Raw genomic sequence first — 16,146 nt, 5'->3', positions numbered from 1 at the left:
AGGCTCACTTTTAAGAATTCTGGAAACCGATGATGCAAGATATTTCAGTTGATGATCTCACGGCCGAACAGGCAAAACAGGAATTGGAACGGCTGGCAAAAGAAATTGCCCACCATGACTATCTCTATAATACCAAAGATCAGCCGGAAATATCGGATGGCGAATATGATGCGCTCCGCCGGCGCAACAATGCCATTGAACAGCGTTTTCCGGAATTGATCAGGCCGGATTCGCCTTCCCGCAAAGTTGGCGCCACAGTTTCCGAAAAATTTGAAAAAGTGCGTCATCGCATCCCGATGCTTTCGCTTGATAATGCTTTTTCCGATCAGGATGTCTATGATTTTGTTGACCGTATCCGGCGTTTTTTGCGCCTCAAAGATGATGACGAGCTTGATATCAGCGCCGAGCCGAAGATCGACGGCCTGTCCTTGTCTTTACGATATGAAAACGGAAAACTCGTAACAGCAGCAACCCGCGGGGATGGAACAGTGGGTGAAAATGTTACCGCCAATGCGTTGACGATTTCCGATATTCCACATGTTTTGAAAGGCAATTATCCTGATCTTATCGAGGTTAGGGGCGAGTGTTATATGGCGCATGCGGACTTTCAGGCTTTGAACGAGCGTCATGAAGCTGAACACAAGCAGGTTTTTGCCAATCCCAGAAATGCTGCTGCGGGGTCGCTCCGCCAACTTGATGCCAGCATTACCGCACGGCGCAAGCTCAAATATTTTGCTTATGCCTGGGGCGAAGTCAGCCGCATGCCAGCCGATACGCAATTGGGTATGATGGATGTTTTCCGCTCTTATGGCTTTACGGTCAATCCGTTGACGAAACTATTTCATTCGGCCGAAGGACTGCTCAAACATTTTCATGCAATCGAAGAACAACGTGCTGATCTTGATTATGATATTGATGGCGTTGTCTATAAAGTTAACGATCTCGCACTCCAGCAGCGGCTCGGCTTTATCTCGCGTTCGCCAAGATGGGCAATTGCCCATAAATTTCCGGCCGAGCGCGCTATGACCATTCTTAGAGCAATCGATATTCAGGTGGGGCGCACGGGTGCCTTGACACCGGTTGCCCGCCTTGAACCGATTACCGTCGGCGGTGTGGTCATTACCAATGCTACACTCCATAATGAGGACTATATCAAAGGCATTGGCAATAAAGGGGAAACCATTCGTGACGGCAAGGATATTCGTGTTGGTGACACGGTTGTCATCCAGCGCGCCGGTGACGTTATTCCGCAAATTGTCGACATTGTCGAGGAACGCCGTCCGAAGACGGCCGAGCCTTTTATTTTTCCCCATATTTGTCCGGCTTGCGGAAGCCATGCAGTGCGGGAAGAGGGGGAAGCGGTTCGTCGCTGCACGGGTGGTCTCATCTGTCCGGCGCAAGCAATGGAACGTATCCGCCATTTTGTTTCCCGCAATGCCTTTGACATAGAGGGACTTGGTGAAAAACAGGTGGAATTTTTCTTCAATGCCAAAGACGAAAATTTGGCAATCCGCAGCCCCGTTGACATATTTACTCTTGAAGCACGCCAGAAGGGAGCTTTGAGCAAGCTCGAAAATATTGAAGGTTTCGGGCGTACGTCGGTTCATAAACTTTATGATGCAATCAATGCCCGCAGGCAAATACCGCTAAGCCGGTTTTTATTTGCGCTCGGTATTCGCCATGTTGGCGAAGTCAATGCAAGAAGACTTGCGCGCGCTTACAAAAACTATAAAGCTTTCGAAGAGGTAGCTTTGGCGGCACGTTATCCGGAAGAAAATAGCGGTGAAAGCGGAAATGATGCATGGAATGAGCTCACCAATATTGAAGGCATAGGTTTTATTGTTGCCGAAGCTGTTGTCGATTTTTATGGTGAGGAGCATAATCGCAATATTTTGCAAGCCTTGCTTGCCGAGGTAACACCTTTGGATGAAGTCTTGCCGGTTACAGACGGGTCGCCGGTACAGGGCAAAACAATTGTGTTTACCGGTTCGCTGGAGCGCATGTCCCGTGACGAAGCAAAGGCAATGGCAGAAAGATTGGGGGCAAAAACTGCGGCATCTGTCTCGAAAAAGACAGATCTTGTTGTGGCTGGCCCCGGAGCAGGATCAAAATTGACGAAAGCACAGGAGTTGGGAGTGCAAATTATTGACGAAGATCAGTGGTTCAAACTGATTGGTGAGGAAAATGCGTAAAGCGGCGCCACCGGAATTTCATGCAAAAATGCCGCCATCGGCAGAGCCTCGTTACTTTTTGGGAATTAGCCTTGCACTTGCTGCCACGGTTATTTTTGCCTGTCAGGATGCCATGACAAAAACGCTGGTTCATAATTATCCGGCTACTTTTATTGTTATGGTGCGCTATTGGGTGTTTTTCCTTGCCGGTGTCTATATGGCAAAAACGGCAGGTGGCGGTCTTGTTGCCAATATCAAGAGCAAGCGCCCGATTGTCCAATGTTTGCGTGGTTTGTTGCTTCTTCTGGAACTCATTGCCATTGCTTTGGCTTTTCGTGTCATGGGGCTTGCCGAAGCAACGTCCATTTTCCAGTCCTATCCGCTTTTCGGTACGGTCATAGCGGTATTTCTATTGAAGGAAAAGGTTGGCTGGAGAAGAGTGAGTGCGCTGGTTATCGGTTTTGTCGGCATATTGATTATGCTGCGACCTGGAAGTGGGGTGTTGTCTGTCGGCGCAATCTGGGCACTCGTTGCGGCATTGTTTTTCGCCCTTTACATGGCTTTGACACGGCTCGTTGGCGGTATTGACAAGCCACAAACATCGTTTTTCTATGTCGGGCTTGTCGGCCTTGTGGTTATGAATCTGGGACTTCCGTTCTTTTGGGTTCATATGGATAGCCACTATGTATGGATACTCGTGGCTTTGTGCTTTACCTCGGTTATCGGCCATTTTTTGATGATCAAAGCGTTGAGCCTTGCACCTCTTACTGTGATTCAGCCATTCAACTATTTGCAGCTCGTATGGTCGGTTATCATCGGCTATATTGTCTTTGGTGATATGCCGGATATATTGACGCTGGTTGGTGCTGCTCTGGTGGTGGGAAGCGGTTTGTTCGTGTTCTTCCGCGAACAGGTAAAGGCCGCAAAAATCGTCGTGAAGTAGCGCTAACGAAGCTTTGTATACACGAAAGTTTGTCTCCCCGCGTCGAATTATGAACCGGACTGGCGGTTATAAGGCAAAAACGAGCCGCAATTTCGGGATATTCATCGCTCTATATTTCACCTTTATCGTCTGCGCTCAGCTGCATGTCGCATTGGAGCCTTTGCCACGTCGGATTGGTGAAAGTGTTCAATTCTTTTGCAAGGATATAGCGATTTATACCCGTACTCAAAATCATTTATGATATGTGGTTTAGAGTTACGTTCGTTGGCGCCGATTTTGCGAGGAGTCCAAGCGTTTTGCCTTACTCGTTCTTGCTTTTTGGTCTTGTAAGCATAGCCCGTCTCTGAAGACGACCTTTAGTCTTCAAAGGCTGCGTTAGTTGCTGAAAGGTTATCGTGCAGTGACAAGTGACCAAACTTGCGGAATGAAAAACGCGAAAGATTTTTCTTTCGCGTTTTGTTTCAGATTCAAAGAGGCTGCGTTGCTCTTTCAAGCCATTTTCGATCAACATCATCAAGGTGTGGTGCATTTTCTTTCATGACGCGGGCATGATAGGCGTTTAGCCATTTGCGTTCCTCATTTGTCAGCATTTCAACTGCAATAAGGTTGCGATCAATCGGGCAGAGAGTGAGAGTTTCGAAACCGAGCATATCACTATCGCCACCCTTGACCGGTTCGGCCGGTTTGACAACAAGCAGGTTTTCAATGCGGATGCCGAATGCACCTTCGCGATAATAGCCCGGTTCATTGGAAACAATCATTCCAGGCAAAAGTTCTTGTGCGCCACGTTTTGAAATGGTTTGTGGGCCTTCGTGGACAGCAAGATAGGAGCCGACGCCGTGGCCTGTGCCATGGGCAAAATCCAACCCCGCCTTCCATAAAGCAATACGCGCCAGAACATCAACGTCCTGCCCACGCGTACCTTTCGGAAAACGCGCCGAGGCAAGATCGATCATTCCTTTAAGAACAAGTGTGAAACACCGTTTTTCTTGCCCACCTGCGTGGCCGATTGCAACAGTGCGGGTGACATCGGTTGTGCCATCACGATATTGTGCACCGGAATCGACGAGATAAAGCTCGCCTTCATTGAGAGGCCGATTGGTTGCAGTGTTAACCCGATAATGGATAATCGCTCCATCGCTGCCACTTCCCGAAATTGTATCAAATGACAGATCTTCAAGTTTTGAACCCATCTTCAAGGCAGTATCGGCACGGAAGCTCTCAAGTTTCGTTGCTGCCGAAATCTCGTCCACTGTGGCGGGTTTTTGCCGTGAAAGCCACGAGAAAAAGCGACAGAGTGCCACACCGTCGCGCGCATGGGCCTGACGGCTTCCTTTAAGTTCCGCCTCGTTCTTGATTGCACGCGGCAAACGTGCCGGATCGCGCAAATCTTTAATTATACCGCCATGATCGACAATCACCTGACGCAATTTCTCGGCCGAAAGTTGCCCATCAAGTGAAAAACAGCATTTTTTTCCCGCTTCTTTGATAACTTCCGGTATCAATGCGGAAGGTTCGAAAATGTCGACATAACGGGCAAGATATTTCTTTTCATTTTCTCCAAGCTTGCGCTGGTCGATAAATAAAGATGGCCGGCCTTTTGCCCGAAGAATAGCAAAAGACAAGGAAAAAGGTGTATTGGAAACGTCATTGCCGCGAATATTGAAAACCCATGCGATCGACGAGGGGTCTGTCAATAATACCAGATCGCACCCGTCTTTTTTCAAGCTCTCTGCCATCAATTCAAGCTTTTTATCGGCAGGAACACCGGCATAGTCGAGAGGCTGGATTGTAACCGGCGTCAGCGGCGGTTCCGGTTGGTCATGCCAGATGAGATCGACGAGATTTTTTTCCGTACCGACAAGTTTGCCATGAGCCTTTTCCTCAACGGCTTTTTTCAGTGCTTTGACGCCATTAACGGTATGAAGCCATGGATCAAAACCGATATTCAAACCTTTGGTATTTTGTTCAAGCCAAAGGGAAGGCGGGCAGGAAATGAGATCGGCATAAGTGAATATTTTTCCGTCTGTCTGGTTGCGCACCTGCAAAGTGTAACGCCCGTCAACGAAAATAACCGCTTTATCTTTCAAAATCAGTGCAACGCCGGCCGAGCCGGTAAAACCTGTGAGCCATTGCAGCCGCTGGGCGTGGGGAGGTACATATTCCCCCTGATGTTCGTCCGCTCTTGGCACCAGATAGCCATCAAGCCCGAGTTTTTCCATTTCCTTGCGTAACGCCGCAACACGAGCCTTTGCGTTATCGGGATTTGTTGCAATTTCAAATGATTGAAACATAAAATCGCCTCTGATTGTCTAATCGGTGAAAGAATTATGATCGCTATGATCGGGCAATTCGATCACCTGTTATTTTTGTGAAATGGCCAAATGTCCGATCGTTTATTGGCCACCTATTTTATTTGATCGTCACCCTATTTCAAATGAATGGCAACCCAGCCTTCATGATGCAAGGTTTTGATGTATTTTGCGCCTTCCGCCTCGAAAGCTTTGACCACACGATCATGCTGTTCTTCCAGAATGCCGGAAAGCACGATAGAACCGCCTTTTTTAAGTGCAGGAACCATTTGTGGTGCAAGTTCGATCAAGGGATTGGCGAGAATATTTGCCACGATCAGATCAAAGGGGGTGCGCTTTTTAATTTCTTCATCGTCAAGGCCGGTGGCCGTGATGGCTGTTATTGTTTTGGCCACGCCGTTTAAAGCAAAATTTTCTTTTGCTACTTTGATCGCAATCGGATCAATGTCGGTTGCTAGAATTCTAATCGGCTTGATCAAAGCGATGCCGATTGCCAGAATTCCGCTCCCTGTTCCAAGATCAAGTGCATTTTGTGGTTTTTCATGTTCAATAACGTCGGCGATAAGTTCAAGGCAGCCGACTGTCGTTCCATGATGGCCGGTACCAAAAGCCTGACCGGCATCGATTTCGATTGCAAGATCACCCGGTTTAACCTTGTCACGGTCATGACTGCCATGAACAAAGAAGCGTCCCGCGCGCACGGGTCCGAGCCCTTCAAGACTATGACTTACCCAGTCAATATCCGGAAGTATTTCAATTTCTATTTTGTTTTCATTGACGCCCAGAACTTGCGCAAAGCGGGGAAGTACCGAATTCTTTTCAGCTTCATCCACATAGAGTGAAACTTCATAGATTCCATTGGCTTCATCTATTTCTGTTATCGCAAGGGGAAAGGCATCATCTTCGAAGGCGTGATCGAGAAGTTCATATTGTTTTTCAGCTTCGCGTTTCGGCGATTTATAATGTAGACGGATCTGTCCCAAAATTTTTATCCTTATGTCTTTTATTGTTTTGCCAGACTCTTGAGACGCTCTATAGCAATCTGGTCTTTCAATTCATTTCTGTTTTCTTCCACGCTATAAGGGATTACGCCGGCAAATTGGCCGCCTTTTTTGGTAAGAAGAATTGCCGCTGTGTGGTCGTAAGTATAATCGCCATTCTCACCCGGAACCTTTTCGGCTGCAATGTTGAAAGATGATACCAGTTTGTGAACTTTTGCAGGATCGCCACTTATACCGATAACCTTATCGGTAAAATTCGATAAATAATCATGGAGAACTTCCGGAGTATCCCGTTCGGGATCCACCGTGATGAACCAGATATTGATTTTATCCGCATCCGGCCCCAATTCTTTGATCCAATTGGTCATACTCATCAATGTTGTTGGGCAAATATCCGGACACATTGTGTAACCGAAAAATATCGCAGACGGCTTTTCGCGAAGTTCAACCTGCGTAACGGTTTTTCCATTGGAATCGGTCAGGCTAAAATCCTCACCCAGTGGCGGACTGACGAAGGTTTGCCAACCAAATATGAAGGCCATAAAAACCGCAACCAATAAAACAATGTAAAAAACACTTGAAACAGTACTTTTGGTTTCACTCGTCATTGCCAAAATCCCTTGAGCTTGAAGCATCGTCATAAAAGCCACTCGCGTGACCCCTGAAGATGATATTTCAAAATATATCGGTATGAAAACGATACTGCAATGAAAAGCGGAATTTAAATAATAATTGTCGACAAGCTTGGGGAGAATAGTCGGGATTGCACTTCTAGTCTATGCGTTTTATGGTAACGCAGTATTCAATATACCAGATTATCATGAGCATATCGCCAACAGATCAACGCTTTCAGGATAGTGAACCGCGCATCCATTCAACAGCCAAACTCCACGGTTGTAAACTTGGCCGTTTTTCCGAAATCGGCGAACGGGTTCTCTTACGTGATGTGACGGTTGGAGATTTCAGCTATTTCGAGCGCAATGGTGAAGCAATATATACCGATGTCGGCCGTTTTTGTTCGATTGCTTCGAATGTGCGGCTCAATGCTCTTGAACATCCGATGGAACGGGTAAGCATGCATAAAATGACTTACCGTCCGAATGAATATTTTCGTTTCATGACACTGGATAGTGCTTTTCGCGAGCGGAGACATAATAAACGCGTGACATTGGGTCATGATGTCTGGATCGGGCACGGAGCAGTGGTGATGCCGGGGATTACCATTGGTCATGGTGCGGTGATCGGTGCCAATGCTGTTGTAACCAAAGATGTCATTCCTTACGAGATTGTCGGCGGCGTTCCGGCAAAGCGAATAAGAATGAGATTTCCCGACTACATCATTCAGGCGCTTCTCGACCTTTGCTGGTGGAATTGGCCGCTAAACACACTTTATGAAGCTATACCCGATATGCAACAACTCTCGGCTGAAGAATTTATTGCAAAGTGGAAAAAGCTGGTCTGAGAGTAGAAAATCATCAAAGACGCGTGATTGACAAGGAATTTATTTTCAATTTCTCGTTGTTTATTTCATTAATTACAACGTATCTCAATTTTGAAAGGAAATTGTGAATGTCTTCTAAACGTGTTGGCGAGATTATCGTGGAAACACTGCAAAACGCAGGTGTGAAACATTGTTACGGCATTGTCGGTGATACACTCAACTATATCACCGATGCGATATATCGCTCGAAAATCGAGTGGGTCCATACACGCCACGAAGAAGCTGCTGCTTTGGCAGCAGGAGGAGAAGCTTATTTGACTGGCGAATTGAGTGCATGCGCAGGCTCGTGCGGGCCGGGGAGCTTGCATCTTATCAACGGAATTTATGAATCAAATCGCAATCGCGCTCCGGTTGTGGCTATAGCAAGCCAGCTTTCAACCGAAGTTATAGGCAGTGAATGGCCGCAGGAAGTCGATTTTCCCGCACTTTATTCACATTGCTCGGTATTTTGCGAGCAAATTTTGAACCCGGAGGAAGCCCAACGCATAACCGTCGAAGCATGTCAGGCAGCACTGACAAAAAGAGGTGTTGCTGTCATTGTTCTGCCGGTTAATGTTTCCATGCAAACGGTAAGCCATGTCACGCAATATAGCGTTCATCGGCCGAATCCGGTTATTCGTCCTTCCGATAGCGAACTTGAACAAGTTGCATCCCATTTGAACAAGGGCAAAAAAGTTGCAATCTATGTCGGTTCGGGTGTCAAGGGGGCTCATGACGAGGTGGTCGCTTTGGCTGCCAAATTGAAAGCACCAATCGGGCATTCATCAAAATCGAAAGATTTCATCGAATATGACAACCCGTATAATATGGGAATGAATGGCATGTTGGGTGGAAAGCCCGGTTTTGACATGGTTGAACATTGCGATACTTTGCTTCTGCTTGGTACCGATTTCGCTTATACGCAATTTTATCCTGATAAAGCGACGATTATTCAGGTGGATGAGGATGGAACCCATCTGGGGCGCCGTCATCCCGTCAATATGGGGTTGATCGGGGATGTCAAATCGACAGCGGCAGCACTTTTGAAATATGTTGACGAAAAGACCGATACCGCTTTTCTCGACCAGTGTCTGAAAACCAAAGCCGAGGCAGAAAAAGCCGAAGCGAAGGAAACCGCTGTTTCAAAATCGATTATTCATCCGCAATATCTCGTTTCGCTTATCAATCAATATGCCGACGACGATGCGCTGGTTACTGGTGACTGCGGTTCGCCAATGGTCTGGTTGCTCCGCCATTTCAAAACAAATGGCAAGAGAAGAACCCTTGCCAGTCTTTCCCATGGAACTATGGCAAATGCTTTGCCGCAGGCTATCGGCTTCAAAAAAGCCTATAAAGACAGACAAGTTATATCGCTTTCGGGTGATGGTGGCCTTGCCATGTTGATGGGTGAGCTTTTGACTGTTGTTCAGGAGAAGGTTGACATCAAGATTGTGGTTTTCAACAATTCTTCACTCAACTTTGTTGAACTTGAACAAAAGGTCGAAGGACTGGTTGATCACTACACCGATTTGCAAAATCCCGATTTTGCAAAACTCGCCGAATCGATTGGCATTAAAGGTTGGAAGGTTGACAAGCCGGAAGAACTCGAAGGCGCTGTCAAAGCCTTTTTGAGTGCCAAAGGTCCGGCACTTCTTGATGTCAAAACCAGCGGATATGAACTGGTTATGCCGCCAAAGGTAACGGCCGGTGAAGTTTCCGGAATGGCACTTTATGGTACCAAGGCGATTATGCAGGGACGTGTGAAAGATGTAACCGATCTGCTTATTCACAATTTCATCAAATAATCGCTTGAACGATTTGATAAAATAAAAGGCAGAAAATTGATTTATTTTCTGCCTTTTTTAAATTTTAGGGAAGCAGCGATAAAACCGGATGAAAGCCGGTGGACAAAAGATGCTCAGACTTTTTTGACAAAACTGTCGAGCACGCGTTTTTCGCCTGCTTTATCAAAAGCGATGGTGAGTTTGTTTCCGTCAATCGCTGCGACATTGCCATTTCCGAATTTGATGTGAAAAACCCTGTCACCCACGCTGAATTCGGACGGTTTGTCGGAAACGGATTTGGCGACAAGTTCGCCTTCTATAGTCTTTGAACGCGCTGCCCGTCCTGCACCATAGCCGGAATCGACTTCCCCATAACCGATGCGTTCCACATTGGCGCCCGAGCGGTTACCCCAATTGGTGCGTGTCGCGTCGGTTGCATTTTTTTTGGCTCTCTGCCAGCCAGGTGTCGAATAATTGTTCTGGAACGGTTCCTGCCGATCAAAGCGCGATTGCCCATAACCGCCATAGGATGTTTCTACTTCTGCAACTTCAACATGTTCGTTGGGCAGTTCATCAAGAAAACGGGATGGTATTGTCGTTTGCCACAACCCGTGAATGCGCCGGTTCGAAACAAACCAGATATGCAGGTTTTCCTTTGCACGGGTAAGCCCGACATAAGCGAGGCGCCGCTCTTCTTCAAGCCCCGCACGCCCGCCTTCATCAAGTGAACGTTGATGGGGAAACAGCCCTTCTTCCCAACCGGGCAAAAATACGGTGTTGAATTCCAGCCCCTTGGCCGAATGCAGCGTCATGATATTGACCGCATCCATATCTTCGTTCTTTTCTGTATCCATAACCAGCGAAACATGTTCAAGAAAACTTCTCAAACTCTCGAAATCTTCCATGGAATGGATAAGTTCTTTCAGGTTTTCAAGACGCCCCGGAGCTTCGGCAGAACGATCAGCCTGCCACATGGCGGTATAGCCGGATTCATCCAGAATAATTTCTGCAAGTTCGGTATGGGGAGTATTATCAAGCATATTCTGCCAACGGCGGAAATCTTCGACGAGTTTTCTCAAAGAACTTCTGGCCTTGGGCTTCAATTCGTCGGTTTCTACCATTTCCTGAGAGGCTTTGAGCATAGGCTCATTGCGGGCACGAGCTGTATCATGAATTTGACGAACGGTTGCTTCACCAAGGCCACGTTTGGGCGTGTTGATAATACGCTCGAATGCAAGATCATCGGCGGGTTGTGTAACAACACGGAAATAGGCGAGCGCGTCGCGAATTTCTTGCCGCTCATAAAAACGCGGGCCACCGATAACGCGATAATTAAGCCCTAATGTGACAAACCGGTCTTCAAATTCACGCATCTGGAAGGAGGCGCGAACAAGAATGGCAATGTCGTTCAAAGCTAGGCCATGATGTTGTAATTGCTCGATTTCTTCACCAATAGCGCGCGCTTCTTCTTCCGAATCCCAGGCAGCATGGACTTTGACCTTCTGGTCATTTTCCGTTTTGCTATCGGTAAAAAGCGTTTTACCCAACCGGCCTTCATTATGGGCAATGAGATAGGATGCAGCTCCCAGAATATGCGAAGTCGAGCGGTAATTGCGTTCAAGACGAATGACAGTGGCACCGGGAAAATCTTTTTCAAAACGCAAAATATTATCAATTTCGGCACCGCGCCAGCCGTAAATTGACTGGTCGTCATCACCCACGCAACAAAGATTGACAGTTTGTCCGACGGGGCGCTGTGCCAATAGCCTTAACCATAAATATTGTGCTGTATTGGTATCCTGATATTCGTCGACCAGAATATAGCGGAATTTTTTATGATATTCGCGCAAAACATCGGCGTTTTTCTGAAAAATATGGATGGGATGCATCAACAAATCGCCAAAATCACAGGCATTCAGCGTTTGTAAACGTTCCTGATAGGCACGATAAAGCTCGCGTCCTTTACCATTGCCGAATGAGCGGGCATCACCTTCCGGTATCTGGTCAGGCGCAAGGCCATGGTTTTTCCACCCGTCAATCATATTGGCAAAAGTGCGAGCCGGCCATCTTTTGTCGTCAAGCCCTTCAGCCTGAATGAGCTGTTTGATAAGCCTTATTACGTCATCCGTATCAAGAATGGTGAAATTGCTGTTGAGCCCCACAAGCTCCGCGTGACGGCGAAGAATTTTGACACCGATCGCGTGGAAAGTGCCAAGCCACGGCATACCTTCAACCGCGCCACCCACCAGTTCACCGATACGGTTTTTCATTTCACGCGCGGCTTTATTGGTGAATGTGACTGCCAGAATCTGGCTCGGATAAGCAAGGCCAAGCCGCAAAATATGGGCAATGCGTGTGGTCAAAACCCGCGTCTTTCCCGTGCCTGCACCGGCCAGAACCAGAACCGGACCTTCCGTTGTTGTTACAGCAAGGCGTTGTTCGGGGTTGAGTTTTTTAAGATAATCGGCGTCAGCATTGGCATTACGGCGCGCAGCCATGGCGCGTTCTGCCAAACCAGTTTGACCATTACGAGCTTCATCGTGCGCAGAAGATTGCGGCGTCGGCTTTTTCGGCTCATCATCAAAAAACGGTATATCGTCAGGAAAATCGGTCATCATCACCAATCTAATGGTTCAAGATATTTTCTGCTAGGCTAGACTTGACGCTTTTACACGAAAATGAACGGAAAATCACTTTTTTTTGCGCTGTGCTTCATATTGATAGACACGCCGGTCAGTCAAATTTTTCCGGTTGTCTATGATTGGCGCAACAACCGGTTTCAAATTCGGCTCGCGTCTGATCAAGGCGACAAGATCATTGAGTTCGTTCATGGCAACGAGTTTTATAATGTCATCACGAATGGAGCCGTCTTCGCGCTTGGGCAGTTGATGCACAACTTGTAGAGACTCGATTTTCTGTCCTTTCAGAAGGTCGCGAACGGCTTTTTCGTCAAGTTTGTCGGATTCGACAAAAACATAAAGCCCTACACCCTTTGCCGGAAGCGAATAGGTTGCGATGGCAATATCGCCAATATCGGGATTGTCTTTCAAAAGATTGCGAATGACCGGTCCCTGATGTTGGACGCGGTCACCTGTTCCATCTCCATCCGACCATTTGAACATGTCTTTGGTAATAAAATTATAGACACGTTTTCCGGTCGCTAACCATAGACGTGACGGCCAGGAGCGGTTTTTCAATATCCGCTTTTCTGTCGGTGTCAGTAATTCGGGTGCAAAACTTCTTTTTTGTTTTATGAGATGGCGGAAATCTTCATAAGCAAAATAGCGATAGAGAGCACCGCGGCGTTTATGCACGCTTGCCAACTGGAAATCAATGATCGAAGCTTTCCCGTCGCTTGTCATCAGCCAGTTTTGCGGCTTTGCAAGATCGTTATGGGTAATGCCCATGCGGCGCAAATTACGAAGTATTTTGAATGCACTCAAATAAAATTCGGGTTTGTTCGGGCGCGCCAGATGTAATGGCGTTCCTTCACTCCACGAGCGATAAAGCCCGTCTTTATCAACAGCAATAAGCTGTGGCACACCGTCAAGCCCGCGCACCTTCTTTAATGCCCGTATTTCTCTTCTTGCCAATATCCAGGCAAGCGGGCGAGACCATCTGGGAGCTGCCGTAACAATGCGGCGGATAACGCGTTTATGCGGATCATCAGCAAAATAGCCAACCCGCGTTTCCGAAAAAACATCGCGTTTCAAAACCATCAAGGCCACAAATTCTGTTAAAAATTGTGGGTCTTTCAAAGGTGGCAAAGCGCTGTCTGAATCGGCAAAATGTTCCATAGTGTTGAGTTAGACGGTTGGCTCTCTTCTATCAAGTCCGTTTGTTCAAATCGGGTAAAATTATAAAGGAGAAAATAGAGGAAATAACTATTATTTTCAATTTTTTACAGAAAATTGCATTCTTTGCCATTTGTTCATGAGACACTTGTGTCAAATCGGAGGCAGATTATCCAAAGATGGACAAAGATAATATCCCGATTGACCTTCTTTTATTGACGAGCATAACCGGCTCTTAAAGGTTTAATCCGGTTTGTTATTTCAAGTAATCATAGCCTGATACGAGGCTGCTTTGTCATGTTTTGGAATGTTGCGCCAATTCGAGTGCAAAAAGGCGTAAGGAGGCTGAAAGGTTGACTCCCGCCGGTCTTGCCTCATCAACACATGTAACAAGGCTGGCAAAGGATAGTCCCTGAGCTTCCGCTTCGCGCAACAAAATGTTGATATAGGCTTCTTCGAGCGAAATACTTGTTGCATGACCGTCAATGCGTACCGAAATCTTTTTCGATTGTGCTTTTTGCCAGTCTAGTGCAGCGATTGAAGACAGAATTTCATCCTTCATCTTCGTCGTGCCGAATTTTTCTCAAATCAAGAAAACTTACGGTTTTTTTCTTTTGCTTCTCTTCGAAATTGCGCTCGACTTTGGTGCGGCCGAAAATGACTCGGTTTTCGCTTGCTTTTGTTTCGTCATTCTGACGTTTTTTCTGTTTGCGAAATTGCCTTAAATTGACCAGATCAGCCATGAAAAAACGCCTTATTTCTTGCGAAAAGCATCAAGCGAGACAACATCTGCCGACGGTTTCTTTTCTTTTGGCGTTTGTTGACCGTCTTTTTCATTTTCTGTCTTTGAATGTGACTTCAATTTTACAGCAGATTTTTTCTTGTCTTTCTTGTCTGCAAGAATGGTAAGCTCGCCACCCTCGGTCTCTTTTGCAAGTGTCTTCACGTCCGGACTGTCATTATCGCTTTTGGGAAGATCGGAGGCGAGATCGAAAGCCGCTTCGAAAGCAGCCGTAGGATCATAGAATACCTGAACAGCAGAAAACGGTATAACCAGACGTTCGGGAACATCGCCGAAAGAAAGACTGACTTCAAAGCCGCTTTCGGAAACGTTCAAATCCCAAAACTGGTGTTGCAAAACAATTGTCATTTGATCGGGATAACGTTCTTTGAGACGTGAGGAGATTTTCACGCCCGGAGCGTTCGTCAGAAACGTAATGAAAAAATGATGGTCACCCGGAAGGCCGGCTTTTGCTACTTCAGACAAAACTTTGCGAATAACACTCCGTAAAGCGTCCTGAACGAGAATGTCATAACGGATCTGATCATGAACCATTGAAAACCTGTTCCTTCTCCGATGTATTTTATCCAAACTTGGCAATCATCTCTAATGCAATGTAGACGGTCTTTATGCAATGAGGCAATCAAAATCTCCTCAAAAATTTTATTGAATTTCTGTATGACAATGTCTTTTGGGTTTTTCGGGTGTTCCGGCTTTGTTTTTGACTAAAACAAGAATCTTCAGGAATGGCTTCCCGCACCAATTCAAGGCCCCCTAAGAGAAAAAAGAGCAGTAAATTTTTACCAATAAAACCAATAGAGAGAACGCTTACAGACAGATAGTGAAGGCTTCTGTTGCCAGGTGCCTCCGAACCCCGCTTGGACCGGCGAAGGTCCAAGACTTAATTTGAAGCGTTCGCGCCGCAATTAAGCAGCGAGACGAGCTTCCGCATAGTTGTCATTTGCAACTACTTAAGTAGCCCGATAACGGTGGTACAATGCCGGGTAAAAGAGCAATCTTTACGCCCTTGTCGATCCTGTTTCGCCCCCTTCATAACAAAAACAGCTACAAAGCGTGAGCCGTTTTGGTTGTGGTGGAGGCGCCGGGTACCGCCCCCGGGTCCAATGGGTTTATTACACTGTCCATTTATTACCATAGCTGGCAAGCCAGCAAGCCCAATATAGGTAAATCAGGGTAAAGAGAAAAGGGGGGTTGTTTAACTTTTTCGCGCTCTATTTTCTACTTGGTAGAGATCAAAAAAATACCGGACCTGTCCGGCTCTGACACTGATTTTCTCGGGGGCATAAAGTCCGAAACGGGTTTAACGGAAGATCATTAACCGGTCGTTTTAAAAAATATCACCAATTTTTCCGATAGGAGCCTGAAAGCAATGAAAAACCATTTGGAGCAAATAAAAAAATATGACGCAAATCCTGACGAGGATGCGGTTAAACGGCTAGAGAACCGTTTGTCACTTACTTTGCAAAAACGCGATGCTGCCGAGGTTGCTGTAAGCGATCAGAAAGAGCTTCAACGGGTAGAAAAATGGGCAGAAGAACAGCTTGGTGCAGATGCGCAAAAGAGCAAACTAGCAGTGAAAAAGACTGCTGAATTACTAAAAACGGAACATATGAAGAATCGGGTGACATTTTATTATTTTGTTGCCAAAGAATTGGGGCTTTTAGGCAAGATCTGACAAGCGCAAGTCAGGATATGACAAGCCCTTGCAAAATCAGACAAGTGCGAGCCAAAAAAGTCGGCCGCAGAAAACCCGGTTAAGCCGGATAGATAGCTTGCTTGCCCGAGCGTTTATAGAATTTACCAGAATAGACCAATCTACCCGACATTCTCTTTTATTTGTTTTGATCGGGATGTGGCTT

Annotated in this window: 13 protein-coding genes and 1 other RNA gene; 5 read left to right on the top strand and 9 right to left on the bottom strand. The window is 46.6% G+C overall.

The window, feature by feature from the left end:
* Positions 1 to 32: 32 nt before the first annotated feature.
* Together ligA and H3S82_RS08620 are read left to right on the top strand one after the other, a co-directional pair.
* Positions 33 to 2,192 (top strand): NAD-dependent DNA ligase LigA, encoded by a 2,160-nt coding sequence (gene ligA / locus H3S82_RS08625; protein WP_198233156.1) that lies wholly within the window; start codon positions 33 to 35, stop codon positions 2,190 to 2,192.
* A complete protein-coding gene (locus H3S82_RS08620; protein WP_198224305.1) occupies positions 2,185 to 3,114 on the top strand; it encodes a DMT family transporter in 930 nt (309 codons plus the stop codon). The genes ligA and H3S82_RS08620 overlap by 8 nt, the downstream gene beginning before the upstream one ends.
* A gap of 467 nt (positions 3,115 to 3,581) precedes the next feature.
* Here H3S82_RS08620 and H3S82_RS08615 read toward each other — a convergent pair whose 3' ends face one another.
* From H3S82_RS08615 to H3S82_RS08605, 3 genes are all read right to left on the bottom strand, one after another.
* Positions 3,582 to 5,408, bottom strand: a complete 1,827-nt coding sequence (locus H3S82_RS08615; protein ID WP_198233148.1) for an aminopeptidase P family protein — start codon at positions 5,406 to 5,408, stop codon at positions 3,582 to 3,584.
* A gap of 134 nt (positions 5,409 to 5,542) precedes the next feature.
* Positions 5,543 to 6,412, bottom strand: coding sequence for a 50S ribosomal protein L11 methyltransferase (locus H3S82_RS08610; protein WP_198233155.1), 870 nt, complete (start codon positions 6,410 to 6,412; stop codon positions 5,543 to 5,545).
* 17 nt (positions 6,413 to 6,429) lie between these two features.
* On the bottom strand, positions 6,430 to 7,035 hold the full coding sequence (locus H3S82_RS08605) for an SCO family protein (RefSeq protein ID WP_198233147.1): 606 nt from the start codon (positions 7,033 to 7,035) through the stop codon (positions 6,430 to 6,432).
* A 212-nt stretch (positions 7,036 to 7,247) separates the two neighbouring features.
* On the opposite strand from H3S82_RS08605, the gene H3S82_RS08600 reads away from it, so the two are divergent.
* Positions 7,248 to 7,889, top strand: coding sequence for a DapH/DapD/GlmU-related protein (locus tag H3S82_RS08600; RefSeq protein WP_077973574.1), 642 nt, complete (start codon positions 7,248 to 7,250; stop codon positions 7,887 to 7,889).
* Positions 7,890 to 7,996: 107 nt separating this feature from the next.
* On the top strand, positions 7,997 to 9,712 hold the full coding sequence (locus tag H3S82_RS08595) for a thiamine pyrophosphate-dependent enzyme (RefSeq protein WP_198233146.1): 1,716 nt from the start codon (positions 7,997 to 7,999) through the stop codon (positions 9,710 to 9,712).
* 113 nt (positions 9,713 to 9,825) lie between these two features.
* Here H3S82_RS08595 and H3S82_RS08590 read toward each other — a convergent pair whose 3' ends face one another.
* The 6 genes from H3S82_RS08590 to ssrA all read right to left on the bottom strand — a co-directional run bounded on the left by H3S82_RS08590 (position 9,826) and on the right by ssrA (position 15,476).
* Positions 9,826 to 12,306, bottom strand: coding sequence for an ATP-dependent helicase (locus tag H3S82_RS08590; RefSeq protein ID WP_198233154.1), 2,481 nt, complete (start codon positions 12,304 to 12,306; stop codon positions 9,826 to 9,828).
* 75 nt (positions 12,307 to 12,381) lie between these two features.
* The gene (locus H3S82_RS08585) at positions 12,382 to 13,488 is read right to left on the bottom strand and encodes a serine/threonine protein kinase (protein WP_198233145.1); all 1,107 of its coding nucleotides are present in this window, start codon (positions 13,486 to 13,488) and stop codon (positions 12,382 to 12,384) included.
* A gap of 292 nt (positions 13,489 to 13,780) precedes the next feature.
* A complete protein-coding gene (locus tag H3S82_RS08580; RefSeq protein ID WP_198233144.1) occupies positions 13,781 to 14,047 on the bottom strand; it encodes a ribbon-helix-helix domain-containing protein in 267 nt (88 codons plus the stop codon).
* Complete coding sequence (locus H3S82_RS08575) at positions 14,037 to 14,228, bottom strand: DUF4169 family protein (RefSeq protein WP_077971934.1); 192 nt, start codon at positions 14,226 to 14,228, stop codon at positions 14,037 to 14,039. The genes H3S82_RS08580 and H3S82_RS08575 overlap by 11 nt, the downstream gene beginning before the upstream one ends.
* A gap of 11 nt (positions 14,229 to 14,239) precedes the next feature.
* Positions 14,240 to 14,821: an SspB family protein gene (locus H3S82_RS08570; protein WP_198224313.1), complete on the bottom strand. Its 582-nt coding sequence runs from the start codon at positions 14,819 to 14,821 to the stop codon at positions 14,240 to 14,242.
* 285 nt (positions 14,822 to 15,106) lie between these two features.
* Positions 15,107 to 15,476, bottom strand: a transfer-messenger RNA (tmRNA) gene (ssrA, locus tag H3S82_RS08565).
* Positions 15,477 to 15,656: 180 nt separating this feature from the next.
* Between ssrA and H3S82_RS08560 the strand changes: the two genes are divergently transcribed.
* The gene (locus tag H3S82_RS08560) at positions 15,657 to 15,962 is read left to right on the top strand and encodes a DUF2853 family protein (RefSeq protein WP_198233143.1); all 306 of its coding nucleotides are present in this window, start codon (positions 15,657 to 15,659) and stop codon (positions 15,960 to 15,962) included.
* Positions 15,963 to 16,146 lie beyond the last annotated feature (184 nt).

Source organism: Bartonella sp. M0192 (genome assembly GCF_016102305.1).
Taxonomy (GTDB): Bacteria; Pseudomonadota; Alphaproteobacteria; order Rhizobiales; family Rhizobiaceae; genus Bartonella; species Bartonella apihabitans.
The sequence above is the reverse complement of the archived record's forward strand: the minus strand, read 5'-3'. Positions and strand labels throughout refer to the sequence as shown.

Excerpts from the sequence above, each read along its gene's own strand:
- H3S82_RS08595 (WP_198233146.1), top strand. The coding sequence starts at position 7,997 with ATGTCTTCTAAACGTGTTGGCGAGATTATCGTGGAAACACTGCAAAAC.
- H3S82_RS08580 (WP_198233144.1), bottom strand. The coding sequence starts at position 14,047 with ATGAAGGATGAAATTCTGTCTTCAATCGCTGCACTAGACTGGCAAAAA.
- H3S82_RS08575 (WP_077971934.1), bottom strand. The coding sequence starts at position 14,228 with ATGGCTGATCTGGTCAATTTAAGGCAATTTCGCAAACAGAAAAAACGT.
- H3S82_RS08590 (WP_198233154.1), bottom strand. The coding sequence starts at position 12,306 with ATGACCGATTTTCCTGACGATATACCGTTTTTTGATGATGAGCCGAAA.
- H3S82_RS08600 (WP_077973574.1), top strand. The coding sequence starts at position 7,248 with ATGAGCATATCGCCAACAGATCAACGCTTTCAGGATAGTGAACCGCGC.
- H3S82_RS08560 (WP_198233143.1), top strand. The coding sequence starts at position 15,657 with ATGAAAAACCATTTGGAGCAAATAAAAAAATATGACGCAAATCCTGAC.
- ligA (WP_198233156.1), top strand. The coding sequence starts at position 33 with ATGCAAGATATTTCAGTTGATGATCTCACGGCCGAACAGGCAAAACAG.
- H3S82_RS08585 (WP_198233145.1), bottom strand. The coding sequence starts at position 13,488 with ATGGAACATTTTGCCGATTCAGACAGCGCTTTGCCACCTTTGAAAGAC.
- H3S82_RS08605 (WP_198233147.1), bottom strand. The coding sequence starts at position 7,035 with ATGACGAGTGAAACCAAAAGTACTGTTTCAAGTGTTTTTTACATTGTT.
- H3S82_RS08570 (WP_198224313.1), bottom strand. The coding sequence starts at position 14,821 with ATGGTTCATGATCAGATCCGTTATGACATTCTCGTTCAGGACGCTTTA.
- H3S82_RS08615 (WP_198233148.1), bottom strand. The coding sequence starts at position 5,408 with ATGTTTCAATCATTTGAAATTGCAACAAATCCCGATAACGCAAAGGCT.
- H3S82_RS08620 (WP_198224305.1), top strand. The coding sequence starts at position 2,185 with ATGCGTAAAGCGGCGCCACCGGAATTTCATGCAAAAATGCCGCCATCG.